Consider the following 19,274-nt stretch of genomic DNA (forward strand, 5'->3'; position numbering starts at 1 on the left):
GACATTGTTAGAAAATATGCAATCATATGCGTAAAGGTTTGCACGATTTAATTAGGAGGTTTGAAAATTGGCTGAATTAATACCAGTTGAAAATTTGGACGTAGTAAAGGCAATAGTCGCCGAGCACCGCGAAGTGCCCGGTTGTTTAATGCAGATTCTGCAGGAAACTCAGGAAAAATATGGCTATTTACCGCTTGAACTACAGGGAACCATTGCAGATGAGTTAGGGATACCCTTAACGGAAGTCTACGGTGTGGCAACATTTTATTCACAATTTACCCTGACACCAAAAGGAAAATTCAAAATCGGGATCTGCTTGGGAACCGCTTGTTATGTCAGAGGGGCTCAACCAATTATTGATAAGGTTAACAGCATTCTGGGAACACAGGTTGGCGACACAACCGAAGATGGAAAATGGTCAGTTGATGCAACACGTTGCGTTGGGGCCTGTGGTTTAGCACCTGTACTAATGATTAATGAAGATGTTTATGGTCGTTTGACCGTCGATGAAATTCCAAGTATCCTGGAAAAATATTAGTTAGCCGTTATGAAAGAACTGTCTCTTCATATTTTAGATATTACTCAAAATTCCATTAGAGCAAAGGCAAAACATGTCAAATTGCAGATTATTGAATCCCTGGTAGAAAATGAGCTCACCATTATCATCGAAGATGACGGCTGTGGCATACCAGAAAATCAGCTTGCTGGCGTTACCGATCCATTTGTAACGTCCCGGACGACCCGGAAAGTAGGCTTGGGTTTATCGCTGTTTAAAGCTGCGGCAGAAGCCTGCGGCGGATCTTTTTTGATAAGCTCAACCGAGGGCGTCGGAACGAAGGTGGTTGGAAGTTTTAGGCGCGATCATATCGACCGGGCTCCCCTGGGAAATATGGCGGATACCATTCTTACCATGATAATGTCTTTTGGAGAAACAGATCTTTACTATGAACACGACTACAACAATCAACAATTTATTCTAAATACACGAGAAATTAAAGAGACCCTGGAAGTAGAATCTTTAAACGAACCGGAAATTCTTAATTGGATCAGGGAACACGTTATGGAGGGTCTCAAAGAAATTCAAGAAATTATGGAGGAAACATAATGGCAAAGTCCTTAGCAGAACTAAAAGCGATTCGTGAAAAAAAATTAAACGAAATCAATTTGCGACACGGCAAGAACGGCTATCGCGTTGTAGTTGGCATGGCAACCTGTGGTATCGCAGCAGGCGCGCGACCTGTTATGGTTAAATTGATGGAAGAAGTTGACGCTAAAGGTTTGGTTGACGTTACTGTGGCCCAAACCGGATGTATCGGGTCCTGTCGATTAGAACCAATTGTAGAAGTATATGATGCCAACAATGAAAAAGTTACCTATGTCCATATGACCGCCGAAAAGGTTGCACGCGTTGTTGATGAACACCTGGCTCAAGGAAAAGTAGTCAGCGAATACACCATGACGGTGGTTGATGGTATGATCATCGATCCATCGGTTAAGGGTTAATTGAGGAGGAGAAGAGCAGATGGCATATAAACGTTCGCAGGTACTGATTTGTGGTGGTACAGGATGTACATCCTCAGGATCCATGACATTAGTAAAAGAAATAAAAAAAGAATTAGTAAAACATGATATCCTTGACGAAGTCGAAGTTGTTGCAACGGGATGTTTTGGTTTATGTGAACTGGGACCCGTTGTTATTGTTTATCCCGAAGGGACATTCTACAGTCGGGTAGAAGCAACCGATATTTCAGAACTAGTCGAAGAACACCTGGTAAAAGGTCGACCACTCGATCGCCTGATCTACACCGAAAAAGGCGACGGACATCACCCACTGTCAATTAATGAATTGGGATTCTTCAAAAAACAAAAACGTATCGCTTTAGCAAACTGTGGTGTTATTAACCCGGAAAATATTGACGAGTACATTGGTTTTGATGGTTACATGGCGTTGGAAAAAGTCCTGTTAACCATGACACCGATTGATGTTATCAATGAAGTAAAAGCTTCCGGTCTTCGTGGTCGTGGGGGCGGTGGATTTCCGACCGGTCTTAAATGGCAGTTTGCCCATGATGCCGTATCAGAAGATGGCGTTAAATACGTCGCCTGTAATGCCGATGAGGGAGACCCTGGTGCATTCATGGATCGTTCCGTACTTGAAGGTGATCCCCATGCATTAATCGAAGCCATGGCTATTGCTGGTTTTGCAGTAGGCGCTTCTAAAGGTTATGTCTATGTTCGGGCTGAGTATCCAATTGCGGTTCATCGTCTGCAAATCGCCATTGATCAGGCCAAAGAATACGGCTTGCTGGGCGAGCATATCTTTGAAACTGATTTTGCCTTTGACCTTGAAATTCGTTTAGGTGCGGGTGCTTTTGTCTGTGGTGAAGAAACCGCGCTGATGAACTCCATCGAAGGTAAACGTGGCGAACCGCGTCCACGTCCGCCATTCCCTGCCAACAAAGGTTTATTTGGAAAACCAACCGTTTTAAATAACGTTGAAACCTATGCCAACATTCCTGCTATTATCTTAAAAGGCGCCGAATGGTTTGCAGCGGTAGGAACCGAAAAATCTAAAGGAACAAAAGTATTCGCACTTGGTGGAAAAATTAACAACACCGGTTTACTTGAAATCCCAATGGGCACAACCCTGCGAGAAATCGTGTTTGAAATTGGTGGTGGTATTCCTAATGGTAAAGCGTTTAAAGCCGCTCAAACCGGGGGACCCTCAGGCGGATGTATCCCGGCTTCTTTATTAGATACAAAAATTGACTATGATAACCTGATTGCCATCGGTTCAATGATGGGCTCCGGTGGACTTATCGTAATGGATGAAGACAACTGTATGGTTGATGTGGCTCGTTTCTTCCTTGACTTTACCCAGGACGAATCCTGTGGTAAGTGCCCACCTTGCCGTATTGGGACCAAAAGAATGCTTGAAATTCTGGAGCGTATCTGCGATGGTAAAGGCGTTAAAGGGGATATTGAACGACTTGAAGAACTGGCCGTAGGCATCAAAGCTTCAGCCCTTTGTGGATTGGGACAAACTGCTCCTAACCCCGTTCTGTCAACCATTCACTATTTCAGAGATGAATACGAAGCACATATTAATGATAAAAAATGTCCCGCTGGCGTCTGTAAACATTTATTAGACTACACCATTGATCCACTAACCTGTAAAGGCTGCGGAATCTGTGCTAAAAAATGTCCCGCAGAAGCAATCACTGGCGAAAAGAAAAAACCATACACCATTGATACATCGAAGTGTATTAAATGTAATGCCTGTATTGAAGCCTGTCCATTTGGCTCCATTTCCAAGGCTTGATGAGGAGGTTATCAGAATAATGAAAGAAATTACTTTTAAAATAAACGGACAGGAAATGACTGTTCCAGAAGGAACAACCATTCTGGAAGCGGCAAGACAATGTAACATTGACATTCCCACCCTTTGTTATCTGAAAGATGTTAACGAAATCGGTGCATGTCGAATGTGTGTCGTTGAGATTGCCGGAGCAAGAGCGCTGCAGGCAGCTTGTGTTTACCCTGTTGCTAATGGTATTGAGGTATTAACAAACACGCCAAAAGTGCGAGAAGCACGTCGGGTTAATCTGGAACTGATTCTTTCAAACCACAACCGCGAATGCACAACCTGTGTGCGTAGCGAAAACTGTGAACTACAGACACTGGCAACGGATTTAGGCGTTTCCGATGTTCCTTTTGAAGGCGAAGTGTCTGGTAAACTCGTTGATGACTTATCAACATCAGTCGTCAGAGATGAATCCAAATGTATTCTTTGCAAGCGCTGTGTATCAGTCTGTCGAGACGTTCAAAGCGTTGCCGTACTGGGTAGTGTTGGCCGTGGCTTTACCTCTCAGGTACAACCGGTCTTTAACAAATCACTCGCTGATGTGGGCTGTATCAACTGTGGACAATGTATTATCAACTGTCCAGTTGGTGCATTAAAAGAAAAATCAGACATTCAACGGGTTTGGGATGCGATTGCTGATCCTTCTAAAACCGTGATTGTTCAAACCGCTCCAGCTGTTCGAGCTGGTTTAGGCGAAGAATTTGGTTACCCGATGGGAACATCTGTAACTGGTAAAATGACGGCTGCGCTTCGAAGACTGGGCTTTGATAAAGTTTTCGATACCGATTTTGGTGCTGATGTAACCATCATGGAAGAAGGCACAGAATTAATTGGTCGCATTACCAATGGCGGCGTTTTGCCAATGATCACCTCCTGTTCACCAGGTTGGATCAAATTTATCGAAACCTACTATCCAGAAGCGATTCCTCATCTGTCGAGCTGTAAATCACCACAAAATATTACCGGTGCTTTACTTAAGAGTCACTATGCTCAGGCGAACGGCATCGACCCTAAAGACATGGTGGTTGTTTCAATCATGCCTTGTACCGCTAAAAAATATGAGGTACAACGAGAAGAATTATGTACCGATGGTAATGCCGATGTCGATATTTCCATTACGACCCGTGAACTTGCCCGAATGATCAAAGAAGCTCGCATCCTGTTTAATAAATTACCAGATGAAGACTTTGACGATTACTATGGTGAATCCACTGGTGCTGCCGTAATCTTCGGCGCTACCGGCGGAGTTATGGAAGCTGCCGTTAGAACTGTGGCTGACGTATTAAACAAAACAGACATTCAGGAAATTGACTACGAGGTCGTGCGTGGTGTCGATGGAATTAAAAAAGCAACGGTTCAGGTAACACCAGATTTAGCAGTTAATCTTGTGGTTGCTCATGGTGGTAGCAATGTCAGAGAAGTCATGGAACAGTTAAAATCCGGCGCCCTGGCAGATACCCACTTCATCGAATTAATGGCCTGCCCAGGTGGTTGCGTCAACGGTGGCGGTCAACCAATTGTTTCGGCAAAAGACAAGATGGATTTAGATATCCGGGCCGAAAGAGCAAAAGCACTTTATAACGAAGATGCCAATGTTTTAACCTACCGTAAATCACATCAGAATCCTTCTGTTATTCGTCTTTATGAAGAATTTTTAGAAGAGCCAAACAGCCACAAAGCACATCACTTATTGCATACAACTTACTCGGTAAAGCCAAAATTGGTTTAATTAAGTAAACGAAAAAATAGTCAAACAAAAAAAGGCCCAATAATGGGTCTTTTTTTATGCTATAATAAATCATAATTCTACACTAACAGGAGCAAACAATGGAAAGCATTAAGGGTACGGTGGAACACATCGTCTTTAGAAATACAAGTAACGGTTACACCGTCGCCCATTTCGATATTGATGGCGATCTGGTCACCGTGGTGGGAAATTTTGACGAACTGAATCATGGCGAATACTTAAAACTGAGTGGCTACTGGACGGAGCACAAAAACTATGGCGATCAGTTCTGTATGGAAACCTACGCTATGGAAATTCCCACCTCCACCGAAGGCATTACAAGGTATCTGTCCTCGGGAATTCTTCCCGGGATTGGCGAAAAAACCGCTAAAGCGATCGTCGCCCGGTTTGGTGAAGAGACCTTGGATATTCTGGACAATCACCCGGAACGGCTGTCCGAAATTAAGGGGGTTGGCAAGAAAACCCTGGCCGCCATTAAAGAAGTCTACCATGAACAGCGGGAAGTCCGGCAGATTATGATCCAGATCCAGGACTATGGGATATCGGCCAACTGGGCCATGAAGCTCTATAAAACCTACAAGTTCGACACCATTTCGGTTTTGCTTAATAATCCCTATCAGATGATTGAGGATATCCGTGGGATCGGCTTTAAAATTGCCGACCAGATCGCCAATCATCTCGGCTTTGAAGCCAATAGTCCCGGCCGGATTCTGGCTGGAATCAACTATTCACTGGGAGAATGCTATAACCGCGGCAATACCTTTATGACCGAAGAAGAGCTGATTACGACCAGCTCCAAAATTCTCGGCGTGGAACAAGACGAGATCAACGCCCAATTAGGGGAATTGGTCTTAATGGGGCAGATTATTCAGGAAGAAGTCGCTAATCAGCGGGTTTACTATCCCCGAAACCTCTACGAAGCGGAAGACAACACCGCCCTGTCGATGGCCAGAATCAGCCAGATGACCTATAAGATTGCTAACGTCAATATCGACGAAAAGATTAAAGATTACGAACGGGACATGGTAATTACCCTGGATAATAAACAGCGGGAAGCCATTGCTGCTGCCATGGAAAATGGGGTTATCATTATCACCGGCGGCCCGGGAACCGGGAAAACCACGATCATTAACGGGATCGTCCGGATTTTTAAAGATCTGGGTTTAAAAACAGTGCTGGCAGCGCCCACCGGTCGGGCGGCTAAGCGGATTACCGAAACCACCGGTAACGAAGCCAAGACCATCCATCGGCTGCTGGAATATGAATACAGCCAGGATGATGACTTCCCCAGCTTTTCCCGCGACGAAACCAATCAACTGGATGTCGACGCCATCATCGTCGATGAATCCTCGATGATTGATATCCTCCTGATGGACTCACTGCTGATGGCCGTCCAGCCCGGCACCCGACTAATCCTCGTGGGAGATGCCGATCAGCTGCCGTCGGTGGGCCCGGGTAATGTTTTAAAAGACATCATCGAAAGCGGTGCGATTAAGGTGCTGAGCCTGGAGCGCATTTATCGTCAATCCGAAGAAAGTATGATTTCGGTTAACGCCTATGAAATCAACCACGGTCAAATGCCAGACATCAACAATGAGTCCGATTTTTTATTCCTTAATAAAAACGATGGCGATAAGCTGCTCCGTGATATTCTGGAGCTGGTTACAAACCGGCTACCAACGGCCAAGGGCTTTGACAGTATCCATGATATCCAGGTCATCTCACCAATGAAAAATGGCAAGGTGGGGGTGATTAACCTCAACCGCGAAATCCAGGCGGTCCTTAATCCCCCGCGTGAGGACCGGGCGCAGCGGGAATTTGGGATGGTCATTTACCGGGTCGGGGATAAGGTCATGCAGATTAAAAACAATTATCGGATCAAGTGGGAAGACACCCTGACAATGGAACAAGGGGAAGGGATCTACAACGGCGATATCGGCATTCTTGAAAGTATCAGCAGTCGTGACAAATCCTTTGTGATTCTTTTTAACGATGGTAAGCAGGTCACCTACGACTTCGACCAGATGGACGAAATCACTCATGCCTACGCGATGACGGTCCATAAAAGTCAGGGCAGCGAGTTCCCCGTAGTGGTCATGCCGATCGTCGGTGGACCACCGCTGTTTTTAAACCGTAAGCTCCTCTACACCGCCGTCACCCGGGCCAAAAAGCTTCTTATCTTAATAGGCAACCAGTACGTCTTTCGCCAAATGATTAAATCGGCCGAATCCCAAAACCGCCAAACCGCCCTGTGCGACCGTATTATCAATTATATCAACCACCCAATGAGGTAACATTTTATCGAATGAATAATAAATCATCCGGTAGGGGCGATTATCAATCGCCCGCAACCCAGTGAGGTAACCATGAACCTAAAACAAACCCTTCTGACCTTCCTCGAAAACAACCTTTTCCTCAAAAACGGCACCTGCCCGATCTGTGGTAAGGTGCTTTTTGTCACCGATCGCTTTTTGTGCCATCAATGTGAAGATGATCTGCCGCGCATTAATAACCCCACCTGTCGCAAATGCGGCCGACCGATCTTCGCCGCAGATCGGGATGTCTGCATTCCCTGTGCCAAACGCAACCTTCCTTTCTCAGGCGGTTATGCCTATCTCAACTATCAAGACGGCGGGGAAAAACTGGTTGCTGCCATTAAATTTGGCGACCGTCCCCACCTGGGCATCTGGGTCGGCAGTCAAATGGGAGCGGTCATGGCCCAATGCCATTGGATTAACGAGGTGGATTTGCTCATCCCGGTCCCGCTGCACCCGAACCGTCGGGAAGAACGGGGCTATAACCAGAGCGAAAAGATTGCCCAGGGTATTTTAGAAGGGTTAAATCAGACAATGACTAAAGCCCCGGTACTGGCAACACAAATCCTGATCCGTAACCGCGACACTCCCCATCAGATTGGACAGGGTCGCGAACAACGGCTTTCCAATCTCACTGGCGCTTTTACGGTGGAACACGGTAAGGCCATCCAAAACAAAACCATCCTGCTAGTCGATGACGTTCTCACCACCGGTGCCACCCTGACCGAAACCGCCGCTACCCTGCTCGAAGCCGGCGCCGCCAAAGTCTTAATCGCTACCCTCTGCGCCGTCGCAGAATAGAATAAAAGATTCTTAAAAAGACCCGTATGGGGTCTTTTTTTATGGCGAATCTTAATAAATAATGGTATGATGAACACAATCTAAGCACAAAAAGTTAGGAAGTAATCAAATGAATCATACAATTAACAAACTAAAAGCCATTATGGCAACCGAAAATATAAAAAAAAATGAACCCATGAAAAACCACACCTCTTTTCAAGTGGGCGGTCCGGCAGATCTTTTTTTAATGCCCCAATCCCGAGAAGAATTAAAGGCAGTTCTGGAAATCTGCAAAAAGTCCGAAAAGCCGGTCTACATTATGGGCAATGGCAGTAACCTGATCGTCCGGGATAAGGGTTTTAGCGGTATTATTATCAATACCAAAGCACTTAATCAGGTTAAAAAAGTCGGCGAAACCTTGATTGCCGAACCAGGGATCAGCTTAAAAGATCTGGCCAAGGTGGCCCTAAAAGAAAAACTCACCGGCCTGGAATTTGCCTCTGGTATTCCCGGTAGTCTGGGAGGTGCCGTCACCATGAATGCTGGCGCCTACGACGGCGAAATGAAAGGAATCATTAAGAGCATCACCGTTATTACCGAAGATGGCAGTCTAAAATCAATTCCCGGCGATCAATGTAATTTTGCCTACCGCACAAGCATTCTCCAGCAGCACCACTGGGTTCTGGTCAGTGTGGAACTTGCGCTTAAAAACGGCGATTATCAAGCCATTGAAGAAAGAATGCTCGATTTAAACACCCAAAGAGAGACCAAACAGCCGCTGGAATACCCCAGTGCCGGCAGCACCTTCCGCCGACCGGAAGGTTACTATGCCGGTAAACTGGTTCAAGATGCCGGGTTTAGAGGTTATACCCTCGGCGGCGCCCAGGTGTCCGAAAAACACAGCGGTTTTGTCATCAACAAAGGCGGTGCCAGCGCCGCTGATATTTTAAACCTCATCGGTGCCATTCAAGCCGGAGTCAAAGAAAAATTTGGCGTTGAACTAAAAACGGAAGTCATCGTCATCGGTAACGACGAGTAAATTCATGAAAATAGTACATGATATGCACACCCATACAACCTATAGCCATGGTAAAAATACCATTGCTGAGATGGTGGAGCAGGGACGAAAAATCGGTCTGAAAGCGATCACGATTTCCGACCATGGCCGAAGTCATCCCCTGTTTGGCGTAAAAAAAGAGAACTTTGCCAAAATGCGGGCTGAAATTGATGCCCTCAATCAAAAATACGACGACATTGATATCTACCTGTCGGTCGAATCCAACATAACTGGAGCGGATGGTAGTATTGATATTGGTGACGAAGAAAAGAAACATTGCGACTGGATCTCAGCCGGATACCACTATGGTTATATTCCAGCCAGTATCAAAGATATTTTTGTATTTGCGATCCCCAATTATGCAGCCCGGGTGCTGCCATTTTTACGGAAACGGGTGGTCGGGATGAACACCCGGACTTATATCAAAATGATGGAGCGCTACAAGATCAAGCTAATTACCCATCCTGGTGATAAAATGCCGATTAATATTGAACCGGTAGCAAAAGCTGCCGCCAAACACGGCGTAATTCTGGAGATCAATCCCAGACATGATCATTTAAACGTCGACGAAATAAAAGTCGCCATGAAATATCCGGTCGACTTTGCCATCAATAGCGACGCCCACAGCACGGCGGCCTTAGGCGATATGAAAAGTACGCCCCAAACCATCAAAGCCGCGGGCATCCCAATTAGCCGCATCATCAACATCGCCGAATAAGGAGGCGCCATGAAAACCATCATCATCACCGGCATGTCCGGGGCAGGAAAATCCCAGGCCATCCAGATTCTTGAAGATCTGGGCTATTTTTGTGTGGACAATATTCCCCCGCAACTCATGGTGACCTTTATCAACCTCTGCCAGCAATCAGCCACCGAAATTGAAAAAATCGCCCTGGTCACCGATGTCCGCGGGGATGTATTCTTAGAGGGGAAAGATACCCTCCTGGCTGAATACAAGCAGTCGAAGGATGATATCCGGATGATCTTTTTAGATGCCAGAGACGAGATACTGGTCGCCCGCTACCAGGAAACCCGGCGGGATCATCCCCTGACGGATTCCACCAGCAATTTGATTGAAGCGATCCGGCAGGAACGAATAAGGCTGGAACACTTTAGAGAAATAGCCGACGAAGTCATTGACACCTCCGATATTAAGGTTAGAGAATTAAAGCAACAGCTCATAAAAGTAGCAGAAGCAGATCGGGATAACTCGAAACCAAAGGTAAAAATCTACTCCTTTGGTTTTAAATATGCCAGCCCCATGGGTGCAGATTATGTCTTTGATGTCCGGTTTCTGCCTAATCCCTTCTATAAAAAAGAACTTAGAAATTTAACCGGTGAAGATCAGTTAGTTAGAGATTATGTGATGTCCTTCCGGGAAGCTCAGGTCTTTTACGACAAACTGGAAGCGTTAATGACATTTGTCATTCCTCAATTTGCTAAGGTATCCAAAAATACCGTTGAAATCGCCATCGGCTGCACCGGCGGTCAGCACCGCTCGGTGACCTTTGCCTGGCTTTTAAACAAAGCCTTAAAAGAAAAAGGCTACGAAACCTCCCTCAAACACCGGGACATCAAAAGAAACCGTCTCGACCACTAAGGTAGGGTGTGAAAGGTGAAATGTCCCATAGTCACATCCGGGCAACACGGTATAATTTTAGGGATGACATCATCGGTCGCGCCCCCGTGTCATGGCTAAGCCAATTAGTAATAAAAAAAGGAAGTGATCTCATGGATATGAAAGAATACATTAGGGAGTTTACCTTGAAAGACATTGTTAAAGTGAGAAACCCCAAGGTCGTCGCCATTGGCGGCGGCACCGGTTTATCCGTCATTCTCCGGGGACTTAAAAAATACACCAATAATCTTACCGCCATCGTCACCGTTGGTGATGACGGTGGCGGATCAGGAAAACTACGAGAAGACCTGGGCATCCTCCCTCCAGGTGACATCAGAAGTTGCATTCTGGCTTTGGCCGACGACGAAAACGTCATGCAGGAGCTTTTTAATTATCGCTTCCCCGGGGGCTGTATGGAAGGCCAGAGCTTTGGCAATCTCTTTCTAGCCGCGATGAATGGGATCAGCAGTGATTTTTATGACGCTGTCCGGCGGACCTCCGATGTCCTTCAAATAAAAGGCGAGGTGTTGCCCGTGACCTTGTTTCAAATGGTGCTGATGGCGACCCTGGAAAACGGAGCCGTCATCGAAGGGGAGTCGTCGATTCCCAAAGCGGCTCTTGAGCAACAGAGCCCCGTTGCCCGAATGTTTTTAAAACAGCCAAAGATCAGCCCGCTGCCAGAAACCATCGAAGCCATTAAAAACGCCGACATGATTGTCCTGGGGCCGGGCAGTCTTTATACCAGTGTGATTCCCAATTTGTTGGTGAAGGATGTTGCCCGAGCGATCTTTGACAGTCGGGCCAGACGTTTTTACATCTGTAATATCATGACTCAGCCGGGTGAAACTGACGGTTACACCCAGGAAGATCATATCCGGGCCATCGAAGCCCACCTGGACCAAGCCGAAGGCCGACTCTTTGACTATGTGGTGGCCAACACCGGCAATCTGCCTAAAAGTATCGAAGAAAAATATAAGAAATGCGAAGCCGCAGTGGTGGAAATCAAAAATCCCCTCAAACAATATGAGTATATTCTGGATGACTACGTCGTCATGGAGAACGGGTTTGTCCGTCACGATGCCGACCTCCTGGCCCGCCGCATCTTCGAAACCTACGTAAAATAAAACATCATCCCATAGGGGCGAGGGAATAGACCCCGTAGGGGCGATTATCAATCGCCCGCCCCCCACCAACAATGAAGGAGGAGCAGCCATGACGTTTTCAGCGATCTTAAAAAAAGATCTTTCCAAGATACCCTTTGGCTCCAGAGCCAGCCAGCTGGCTGAACTGTCGGGGCTTATTGGCGCTGTCGCAACCATTGCCATTGATGGAGCCGGAGCGATGATCATCAGCATCAAGACCGAAAATCCTTCGGTGGCGGCCAGGTGCTATCGGCTGGTGAAAGAGCTTTATCAGATCAAACCCAAAATTAAAATAGAAAAAACCCGAAAGTTCAAAGAACATCGGGCTTATCGGGTGGTGCTTGACGAACCGGTCGTCGCTAAGAAAATTCTGGAGGATTGCCTGATTCTTACCTATAACACCGAAGGCCAGGCTTTTTTTGCCAACCAGGTGCCGGATAAGTTTAGAAAACAGACCAGTCAGACAAAAGCCTATATCCGGGGGGCTTTTCTGGGATCGGGGTCCGTCTCTAATCCTGAGAAAACCTACCATCTGGAACTGGTGGGGAAGAAAACACCATTGGCGAATAAAAAAATCGAGAAAAAAAGCGAACGCAGTCCTGCCGCGAATGAACAATGCGCCTACCTCCAAAGCATTAAAGCAATTCTGGATCAGTATGAAATCAAGTCAAACCTCATTCACAGAAAAGGCCATTGGGTGCTTTATTTAAAGGAAGGCAGTAGCGTCGCCGATTTTCTCAGTGTTATCGGTGCCCATCGCGGACTGCTGGAAATGGAAAATATTCGGATCGTCAAAGAAATGCGCAATGATGTCAACCGTCAGGTCAATTGTGAAACCGCTAATCTTAATAAAACGATCGCCGCTTCCTATGACCAGGTCGCCGATATCATGTTGATAAAAGATCAGTTCGGCCTTAAAAATCTGCCCCGTAATCTCTATCAGATCGCCGAACTGCGCCTGAACTACCCCGACGCCAGCATCAAAGAACTGGGTGAGCGCCTCGACCCCCCGGTCGGAAAATCCGGCGTCTATCATCGGCTCAAAAAACTCAACCAAATCGCCGAAGACCTGAAAAAGTAGGGCATGAGGCATATCGCCAATAGCGTAACATATCATCCCGTAGGGGCGATTATTAATCGCCCGTACCAACGTCACCGGGCCGGTAATACTCGCCCCTACAGTCCAAAGAAACCAACCCACGCAAAAAGGGCCAGACAGCCGAATCTCAATTCGTCTGTCTGGCCTTTTTTTCAATTAACCAGATTCATTCCAAAATATGTCCGCAAATCAGCAATCGCGCGGCGATGGAGTTTGACCAGGCTGTTAGCACTGACCCCAATATGCGCTGCAATCTCCCGAAAGCTGCGTTTTTTAAAATAGTGCTCCTCAATAATCCAGCGTTGTCGCTCTCTAAGCTGAGGCAGATACCGCTTCAAGGCAGCGAAGTCCTCGGCCCGGATATAATCACCCTCGATATCAGTGGGATCAGCAAGGGTATCGAGCAGCGAAAAGCTTTCGCCCTCGGAGATCCCACCATCAAGGGTGTAGAAATTCTGATGAACCTTGGCGACATTGACAAAATAATAAAACAATTCTTTTTTCAAATAGCCGGAAAAAGGAACCCCCAGATCTTCATTAAAGGTTTCCACCGCGTTTAGCAGCACAATAGCCCCTTCACTTAAATAATCATCAACCGCATCCACTTCATAAATATAACGTCGAATCATCGACAGCATCAAAGGCCTGAAGCCTTCAATTAAAGCCAATTGGCATTCCGTATCCCTTTTTTTGGCGCCCCGAACCAAAAGAATCATTTCATTATTATCCACATTGTCACCTCTTTCAATAAAACGAACGTATGTTCTATAAGTAGTATAACGCATTCCTGATCAATTATCAACCCAAAAAAGAACAAATGTTTGGCTAGGCACAAGGTAGGCGATGACTGAGGGAGCGGAAGGGGATGAAATGGGGACATTACGCCTGTCCGCCCGATAGGGAACAAAGGCGAAATGTCCCCGTGTCATGGCCGGCCACTTGGTAAAAAACGATAAAAAAAGCGGGGTCACCCCCGCTTTATCCTTTATACCGTCATCTCAAAATCATTCGTGGTGGTGCTAATCAGCTTTCCGCTGACTTTTTTGACCAGTTCACTATGATCTGGTGCAAACACATTGCGGGTCAGGATTGCATCCATTGTCGCGTTCATTTGGGTCTCGGTCACCGCCGGATCAGCATCCGGCACTGAAATGGTGGCGTTTTTACCGTCAGCCCGGGCAAAGACCATTGTAGCTTTAATTTCTGCCATATTTTTTTACCTCCTTTACTAATATTTTTTAAGTGTCTTAGACACCTGGAATCAAGAGACTCGTCTCAATTTTGAGTACTTCTTCCATGGCCGGAACCTGCAGATCTGCAAGTGCTTCGGCGACAGCATAAAGATCATCATCGACGGCTGTTTCTTTCAGGTTGGAATAAGTCCGTGACTTAATCACTTCCTTACCATCCACCATCCCATGGTTCGAGCGAACCTGCAGCTTGTTACTGATAAAATCTGTTGTTACTGGCATTATGTGTACCTCCTTTCATCTGGTATACTGATAAATGGAACAACCAGCAAAAAGGTGCCACAAGAATTTTTACAGTTCAGGTAGGGCATGAAATGTCCCCGTGTCATGCCCGGGCCCCTCGCCTTCGTATACGCCCCGGCCCCCTCGGTAAATCAATCCTCGCTCAATTGCTTAAGCACCTGTTTTAACTGCTGTGGCATCGGGAACCCCAGTGCCGCCAGATTTTCGGTAATGCTGATCCCTTCATTAGCCGCATAAAAGAAAATAACCGCCGTTCGCAGGGCAGCACCGCCACCCAGCAGGTTAACATCGAGTAGGTGACCCAGGGCCACCATCACCAGAATAAGCATCTTTTTCATAATCCCGACAAAACCAATTTGGCTCGACACCTGCCGCTTTACCGCTGCCAGCGCCAGCCCAGTCAGATAATCAATTAAAATCAGACCCAGCAGTGTATATAAATACCCGTCAAACCCGCCCAAAAGAAACCCGATAACCGATCCCAAAACAGCAAAACACCGTGGCAACACCGTTAAAATCGTCTTCATCTCGTTTTTACCTCCTTTCTAAAATAAAAATGGTGTGACAAGAGTGTCACACCAATATAATGGAAGCCAACAAAAAAAGATGCCAAAAAAGCAAAAAAGGCGGGCTGCCCCGCCAATTAATCCTAGTATAAATTATCCTGCAAATTCTTAATCTCAACCTTGAGCTTATCCGAGATCTGATTAAGCATAGTCAGTTTTTCATTAATTTCGCCCATCGCTGCCTGATGTTCGCTGATGATCTTGAAGGACTTAGATGCCTGGGATTCCACCGAGTTCATACTCAGAACAATGCTGTCAAGAATGGTTTCAATCTTCTTAGCAGAATCCACACTCATGACGGCCAGTTTTCGGACCTCATCGGCGACAACGTTAAAGCCCCGGCCAAATTCACCGGCCCGGGTGGCCTCGATGGCGGCGTTTAGTCCCAGCAGATTGGTTTGGGTGGCAACATCGCGAATAAATTTAAGAATTGAATCGGTTTCTTTTACCTTATTCTTGGAAATTGTCGAAGATTCCAGTAGTTCGTCCGATGCTTTAATCAGCGACTCAATCTGGGTTGAAAAATTATTAACCACATCCGTTACTGAGCGGATGTTTTCAAACATATCTTCAGAAATAACCTGGAATTTTTCGGTTTCATCAACCAGTAAGCGGTTGTGATGGCCCATTTTAGAAATAGAATTGGCAAAGACATAAAGCATATCGGCGGCAGCATTAATTTTTTCCCGCGGAACAATGGTGATTTTTCGCAGGGCCGCAATGTATTCATCTTCATCGACACCAATTTCCCGGGCGATCCGGCGAAACTTATCTTCGTCGGGGGGCGCATCCAGCACCTGACCGCCGAGGATTGCACCAATCTGCTGACCATCCACCATAATGGGCGCCGCAAAATCGACCAGTCCGGCATGGCAGGAATAAACCGCCGGCTTGCCGGTATTCCCGGATTTTTTACCGCCTTCAATATCACAGGCAACACAGCGCTTGTTCCCCTCAGTGGAGCCACGGGTGTATTTCATACAAAAATCAGTAAAATTGCTGGGTTCGGTAATCGTCCCTTTGACATTATCCACCGAAACGCTGGCCATCCCCAGGGCCTTGGCAAAACTGTCCTGAAACTGCTGCAAGACATTTAAATCAATGAGTTCATCGACGGTGTAGCTTAACTTTTTTTCCATTATAATACTCCTTCATAAAAAATCATCCCCAAGACATCACCAAACAAAGCCTGTTATCGTGTGCATTTGAAACGGTTAATTTCTATATTCCCATAATAAATACATTCTATCATGTGAACTAAAAAAAGTCACCTATAAACCTTGGCACCCCTGAGATAAAAATTCACCCGGGTACCGCAGTATAAACAACAGCGATAACAGGCATCGGCGGTTTTTAAAAACCTTCCTTAAATAACCATAAGACTACAAATTCTTAATCGACCTGTGTTATACTATAAATTAAAGATTTAAAGATCTGTGATGACCAAGGGGTCAGACCATCGCCCGCAACCGGGAAATTGCCAGTTTGATTTGCAAAATTCTTTAATATAACTTATAGATGAGAAAGAAACCAGCCCGAAGAAGTGACGCAACAAAAAAAAGTTTGGCACACACCACGCCACATCTTGCCTTTTTTCACTTTTTAGCTGATAATAGGCAGTACGTTAAAATTAATTTTAAAAAGCAATGCAATAAAACGTGAGAAAAAAACGTTAATATAATGTTGGGGGTTATACCTGATGAAACTATTCCTTGCAATGGTGGTAACGGATAACACAGAAAACACACAATACGAAAAAAAAATAAATATCGATGAAGCCATTTTCACCCGGATTGCCGCAGGTGATATGGTCGCTTTCGAAGAATTTTACCGCCAGACGGAACGAACCGTCTATGCCTTTGTGTTGTCAACCTTAAAAAACCATGACGATGCCCTGGATGTCGTCCAGGACACCTATCTAAAGATTAGGGCGGCCGCCCATCTTTATAAGCCCATGGGTAAACCAATGGCCTGGGTCTTTACCATCGCCCGGAATCTGTCCGTCAGCAAAATCCGCAATAAACAGAAAAATGATAGCATCACATTGACCGATATGGAAAACGATCTGAATTTTTCCTATGTCAGCGATGCCGAAGACCGACTGGTGCTTCAAACTGCACTAAAAATTCTCAGTAGTGAAGAAACCGAAATTATTCTTTTACACGCCATTTCCGGGTTTACCCACCGCGAAATTGCCAAAAGCCTGGAGATGAAGTTATCAACCGTTTTATCAAAATATCATCGCGGCTTAAAAAAATTGAAAAAATATCTCATCGAACAGGAGGTGATCTAATGAGCCATCATCAAAAACTAAATATAGAAGCGTCTCTAAAACGCGCAATTAGCCAGGCCCCAACTCTGGATTTTGAAAAGCTGGCCGCCATGCCGGTACTCAAAATGACTGAGCACGACATCATCACCCGGCAAGTGGCGCCCGCAACCCAGCGAAATGGACGGATACGGCTGGCCGTAAAGCCCTTATCCATGGCCTTCGCCGGAGCTCTGGTGATCTTGATTTGTATAACCACCTGGTTTGGAGAGTTTAAATCGCCAGAAAGCATCATTGCTCTGGACGCCAACCAGAGTGTCGAAATTGTGACCAACAAGCACAAACAGATCTTAGCGGTGAAAGCTTTTGACCAGAATGTTCAGGCGCTGCTGGATGAGGAACACCTCAATCAGACCAACCTGGAAGACTCCGTCGGGGTGATTATCACCACGATGATAAAAAACGGCTACCTGGATGAAAGCAAAAGCGTGGTCATGGTGAGTGTCGAAAATCAGAGCACCGCTAAAGCGGATGATCTGGCTGTATCGCTTAATCAGGTGATAAAAGACAGTGCCACCGCCGAAGACATTAACGCCACCGTGGTCAGGCAAACCGTTATTACTGATAGTCAAACCCTTACTGAGGCCGAACAATACAGTGTTTCCACCGGTAAACTCAATGTCATGAAAGAACTGGTTATGGCTGACAGTTCCCTGACCATGGATGCCCTGGCGGCGATGTCGCTGACGGATTTACTGGAAGTTTCCAAAGAAAAATCAGTCGATCTGACCAAGGTGATCAAGAGTGACGGGTCAAAAAAAGAAACCAAAGACAAACCCACCACCCCGGACGAAGAAACCCCGGCAGTGACACCAGAAGCAGAGCCGGAAATAACACAACCAAACGATCAAACCGAGGAGATCGTTGATCCAGCCGTTAATAAAACCCCGGCTGCCACCACCGTTTCACCGACCCTCCCGGTCGAACCGGTCGAAGCCGAAAAAGAAACTGAAAAAGTAACCGAAAAAGAAACCGAAGCCGTGGACGAGGAGAAAACCCCGTTAAGCGAAACCAAACCCACCGAACCGGAAGAAGTCATAGAAGAAACCGAAAAAGTCCCAGAAGAACCATTAAGCTAGAAGCTCGGCTATGAAATGTCTCCATTTAATGGCCGAGCTACAGATATATGTTCAATTAAAGATTTAACGTAGGGCGATCAGTGATCGCCCGCTAGGGATGAAAGGCAAAATGTCCCCGTGTCATAGCCGAACCACTCGGTATAGGTTAATAAGATATAACATTTGTGTCATGGTCGAGCCAAGTTCGTAGGGGCGATTATCGTAGGGGTGATTATAGTTCGTAGGGGCGATTATCAATCGCCCGCAAAAGTAAACTGCCCCCATGTGCAAAAAATAAAAAAAATAAAATCCCATGCAATAAAACTGCTACTTCAAACGTTAATCAATTGTAACAAAGAATTATAGAAATTATGTTTGAAAACGTGTATCAGTGGTAAGTACTAATAGTAAGCACGATTATAGAAGGGAGCTGATCACTGTCATCATCACCATTACGATTCACCGTATTTATCCGAAAATCGGCAGTTGGTTTGGTCAAAATTGAAAGCTTTGGACACATTGTCAAGCTGAAAGACTAGAATTTGTAAGCGATGTGAGACAAAACCAGTTTTTTGGATTTTGAAAATGTTAAAATCCCGATTTTTATTTGAAATGACAACGATATTTATTGCAAAACATCATAAGAAGGTGTAAAATCATACAAGAACGCTCTTTCTCGGTTTACCGTTTCACTGTATTGGCCAAC

At 45.8% G+C, this 19,274-nt stretch carries 19 protein-coding genes; 14 read left to right on the forward strand and 5 right to left on the reverse strand.

Translation table 11 applies throughout. The annotated features are described in order from the left end of the window. Positions 1 to 67 precede the first annotated feature (67 nt). The 12 genes from ACIZ62_RS04110 to whiA all read left to right on the forward strand — a co-directional run bounded on the left by ACIZ62_RS04110 (position 68) and on the right by whiA (position 13,104). Complete coding sequence (locus tag ACIZ62_RS04110; protein ID WP_111887828.1) at positions 68 to 538, forward strand: complex I 24 kDa subunit family protein; 471 nt, start codon at positions 68 to 70, stop codon at positions 536 to 538. 9 nt (positions 539 to 547) lie between these two features. Next, complete coding sequence (locus ACIZ62_RS04115) at positions 548 to 1,105, forward strand: ATP-binding protein (RefSeq protein ID WP_414151271.1); 558 nt, start codon at positions 548 to 550, stop codon at positions 1,103 to 1,105. Beyond that, a complete protein-coding gene (locus tag ACIZ62_RS04120; protein WP_111887826.1) occupies positions 1,105 to 1,503 on the forward strand; it encodes a (2Fe-2S) ferredoxin domain-containing protein in 399 nt (132 codons plus the stop codon). The genes ACIZ62_RS04115 and ACIZ62_RS04120 overlap by 1 nt, the downstream gene beginning before the upstream one ends. 19 nt (positions 1,504 to 1,522) lie before the next feature. Continuing rightward, positions 1,523 to 3,322 (forward strand): NADH-quinone oxidoreductase subunit NuoF, encoded by a 1,800-nt coding sequence (gene nuoF / locus ACIZ62_RS04125; RefSeq protein WP_414151272.1) that lies wholly within the window; start codon positions 1,523 to 1,525, stop codon positions 3,320 to 3,322. A gap of 19 nt (positions 3,323 to 3,341) precedes the next feature. After that, a complete protein-coding gene (locus tag ACIZ62_RS04130; protein WP_111887824.1) occupies positions 3,342 to 5,093 on the forward strand; it encodes an NADH-dependent [FeFe] hydrogenase, group A6 in 1,752 nt (583 codons plus the stop codon). A 98-nt stretch (positions 5,094 to 5,191) separates the two neighbouring features. After that, positions 5,192 to 7,405: an ATP-dependent RecD-like DNA helicase gene (locus ACIZ62_RS04135; RefSeq protein ID WP_414151273.1), complete on the forward strand. Its 2,214-nt coding sequence runs from the start codon at positions 5,192 to 5,194 to the stop codon at positions 7,403 to 7,405. A gap of 72 nt (positions 7,406 to 7,477) precedes the next feature. Then, positions 7,478 to 8,227, forward strand: coding sequence for a ComF family protein (locus ACIZ62_RS04140; protein ID WP_414151274.1), 750 nt, complete (start codon positions 7,478 to 7,480; stop codon positions 8,225 to 8,227). Positions 8,228 to 8,336: 109 nt separating this feature from the next. After that, positions 8,337 to 9,245 (forward strand): UDP-N-acetylmuramate dehydrogenase, encoded by a 909-nt coding sequence (gene murB, locus ACIZ62_RS04145; RefSeq protein WP_111887821.1) that lies wholly within the window; start codon positions 8,337 to 8,339, stop codon positions 9,243 to 9,245. 4 nt (positions 9,246 to 9,249) lie between these two features. Then, entirely contained in the window at positions 9,250 to 9,981 is a 732-nt protein-coding gene (locus ACIZ62_RS04150) for a PHP domain-containing protein (protein WP_111887820.1), read from the forward strand. A 9-nt stretch (positions 9,982 to 9,990) separates the two neighbouring features. Continuing rightward, the gene (gene rapZ / locus ACIZ62_RS04155) at positions 9,991 to 10,863 is read left to right on the forward strand and encodes an RNase adapter RapZ (protein ID WP_414151275.1); all 873 of its coding nucleotides are present in this window, start codon (positions 9,991 to 9,993) and stop codon (positions 10,861 to 10,863) included. 131 nt (positions 10,864 to 10,994) lie between these two features. Further along, positions 10,995 to 12,005, forward strand: a complete 1,011-nt coding sequence (locus ACIZ62_RS04160) for a gluconeogenesis factor YvcK family protein (RefSeq protein WP_414151276.1) — start codon at positions 10,995 to 10,997, stop codon at positions 12,003 to 12,005. Between the two features lie 88 nt (positions 12,006 to 12,093). Further along, positions 12,094 to 13,104 carry a DNA-binding protein WhiA gene (whiA, locus tag ACIZ62_RS04165; protein WP_414151277.1) on the forward strand — a complete coding sequence of 337 codons (1,011 nt, stop codon included), beginning with the start codon at positions 12,094 to 12,096 and terminating at the stop codon, positions 13,102 to 13,104. Between the two features lie 170 nt (positions 13,105 to 13,274). Here the strand turns inward: whiA and ACIZ62_RS04170 are convergent, their stop codons facing one another. From ACIZ62_RS04170 to ACIZ62_RS04190, 5 genes are all read right to left on the reverse strand, one after another. Continuing rightward, entirely contained in the window at positions 13,275 to 13,853 is a 579-nt protein-coding gene (locus tag ACIZ62_RS04170) for a sigma-70 family RNA polymerase sigma factor (protein ID WP_414151278.1), read from the reverse strand. Positions 13,854 to 14,107: 254 nt separating this feature from the next. Continuing rightward, the gene (locus tag ACIZ62_RS04175) at positions 14,108 to 14,332 is read right to left on the reverse strand and encodes a DUF2922 domain-containing protein (protein ID WP_322519508.1); all 225 of its coding nucleotides are present in this window, start codon (positions 14,330 to 14,332) and stop codon (positions 14,108 to 14,110) included. A gap of 37 nt (positions 14,333 to 14,369) precedes the next feature. Further along, positions 14,370 to 14,594 carry a DUF1659 domain-containing protein gene (locus ACIZ62_RS04180; RefSeq protein ID WP_414151279.1) on the reverse strand — a complete coding sequence of 75 codons (225 nt, stop codon included), beginning with the start codon at positions 14,592 to 14,594 and terminating at the stop codon, positions 14,370 to 14,372. A 152-nt stretch (positions 14,595 to 14,746) separates the two neighbouring features. Beyond that, complete coding sequence (locus ACIZ62_RS04185; protein ID WP_414151280.1) at positions 14,747 to 15,142, reverse strand: holin family protein; 396 nt, start codon at positions 15,140 to 15,142, stop codon at positions 14,747 to 14,749. A gap of 122 nt (positions 15,143 to 15,264) precedes the next feature. Next, positions 15,265 to 16,320, reverse strand: a complete 1,056-nt coding sequence (locus ACIZ62_RS04190) for a PocR ligand-binding domain-containing protein (RefSeq protein ID WP_414151281.1) — start codon at positions 16,318 to 16,320, stop codon at positions 15,265 to 15,267. Between the two features lie 560 nt (positions 16,321 to 16,880). Between ACIZ62_RS04190 and ACIZ62_RS04195 the strand changes: the two genes are divergently transcribed. After that, positions 16,881 to 17,474, forward strand: a complete 594-nt coding sequence (locus tag ACIZ62_RS04195; protein WP_414151282.1) for an RNA polymerase sigma factor — start codon at positions 16,881 to 16,883, stop codon at positions 17,472 to 17,474. Then, positions 17,474 to 18,589 carry a hypothetical protein gene (locus tag ACIZ62_RS04200; RefSeq protein WP_414151283.1) on the forward strand — a complete coding sequence of 372 codons (1,116 nt, stop codon included), beginning with the start codon at positions 17,474 to 17,476 and terminating at the stop codon, positions 18,587 to 18,589. Before ACIZ62_RS04195 ends, ACIZ62_RS04200 begins: the two co-directional genes overlap by 1 nt. The last annotated feature ends 685 nt before the right edge of the window (positions 18,590 to 19,274 follow it).

The organism is Acetobacterium carbinolicum (genome assembly GCF_047456275.1).
Classification (GTDB): Bacteria; Bacillota; Clostridia; order Eubacteriales; family Eubacteriaceae; genus Acetobacterium; species Acetobacterium carbinolicum.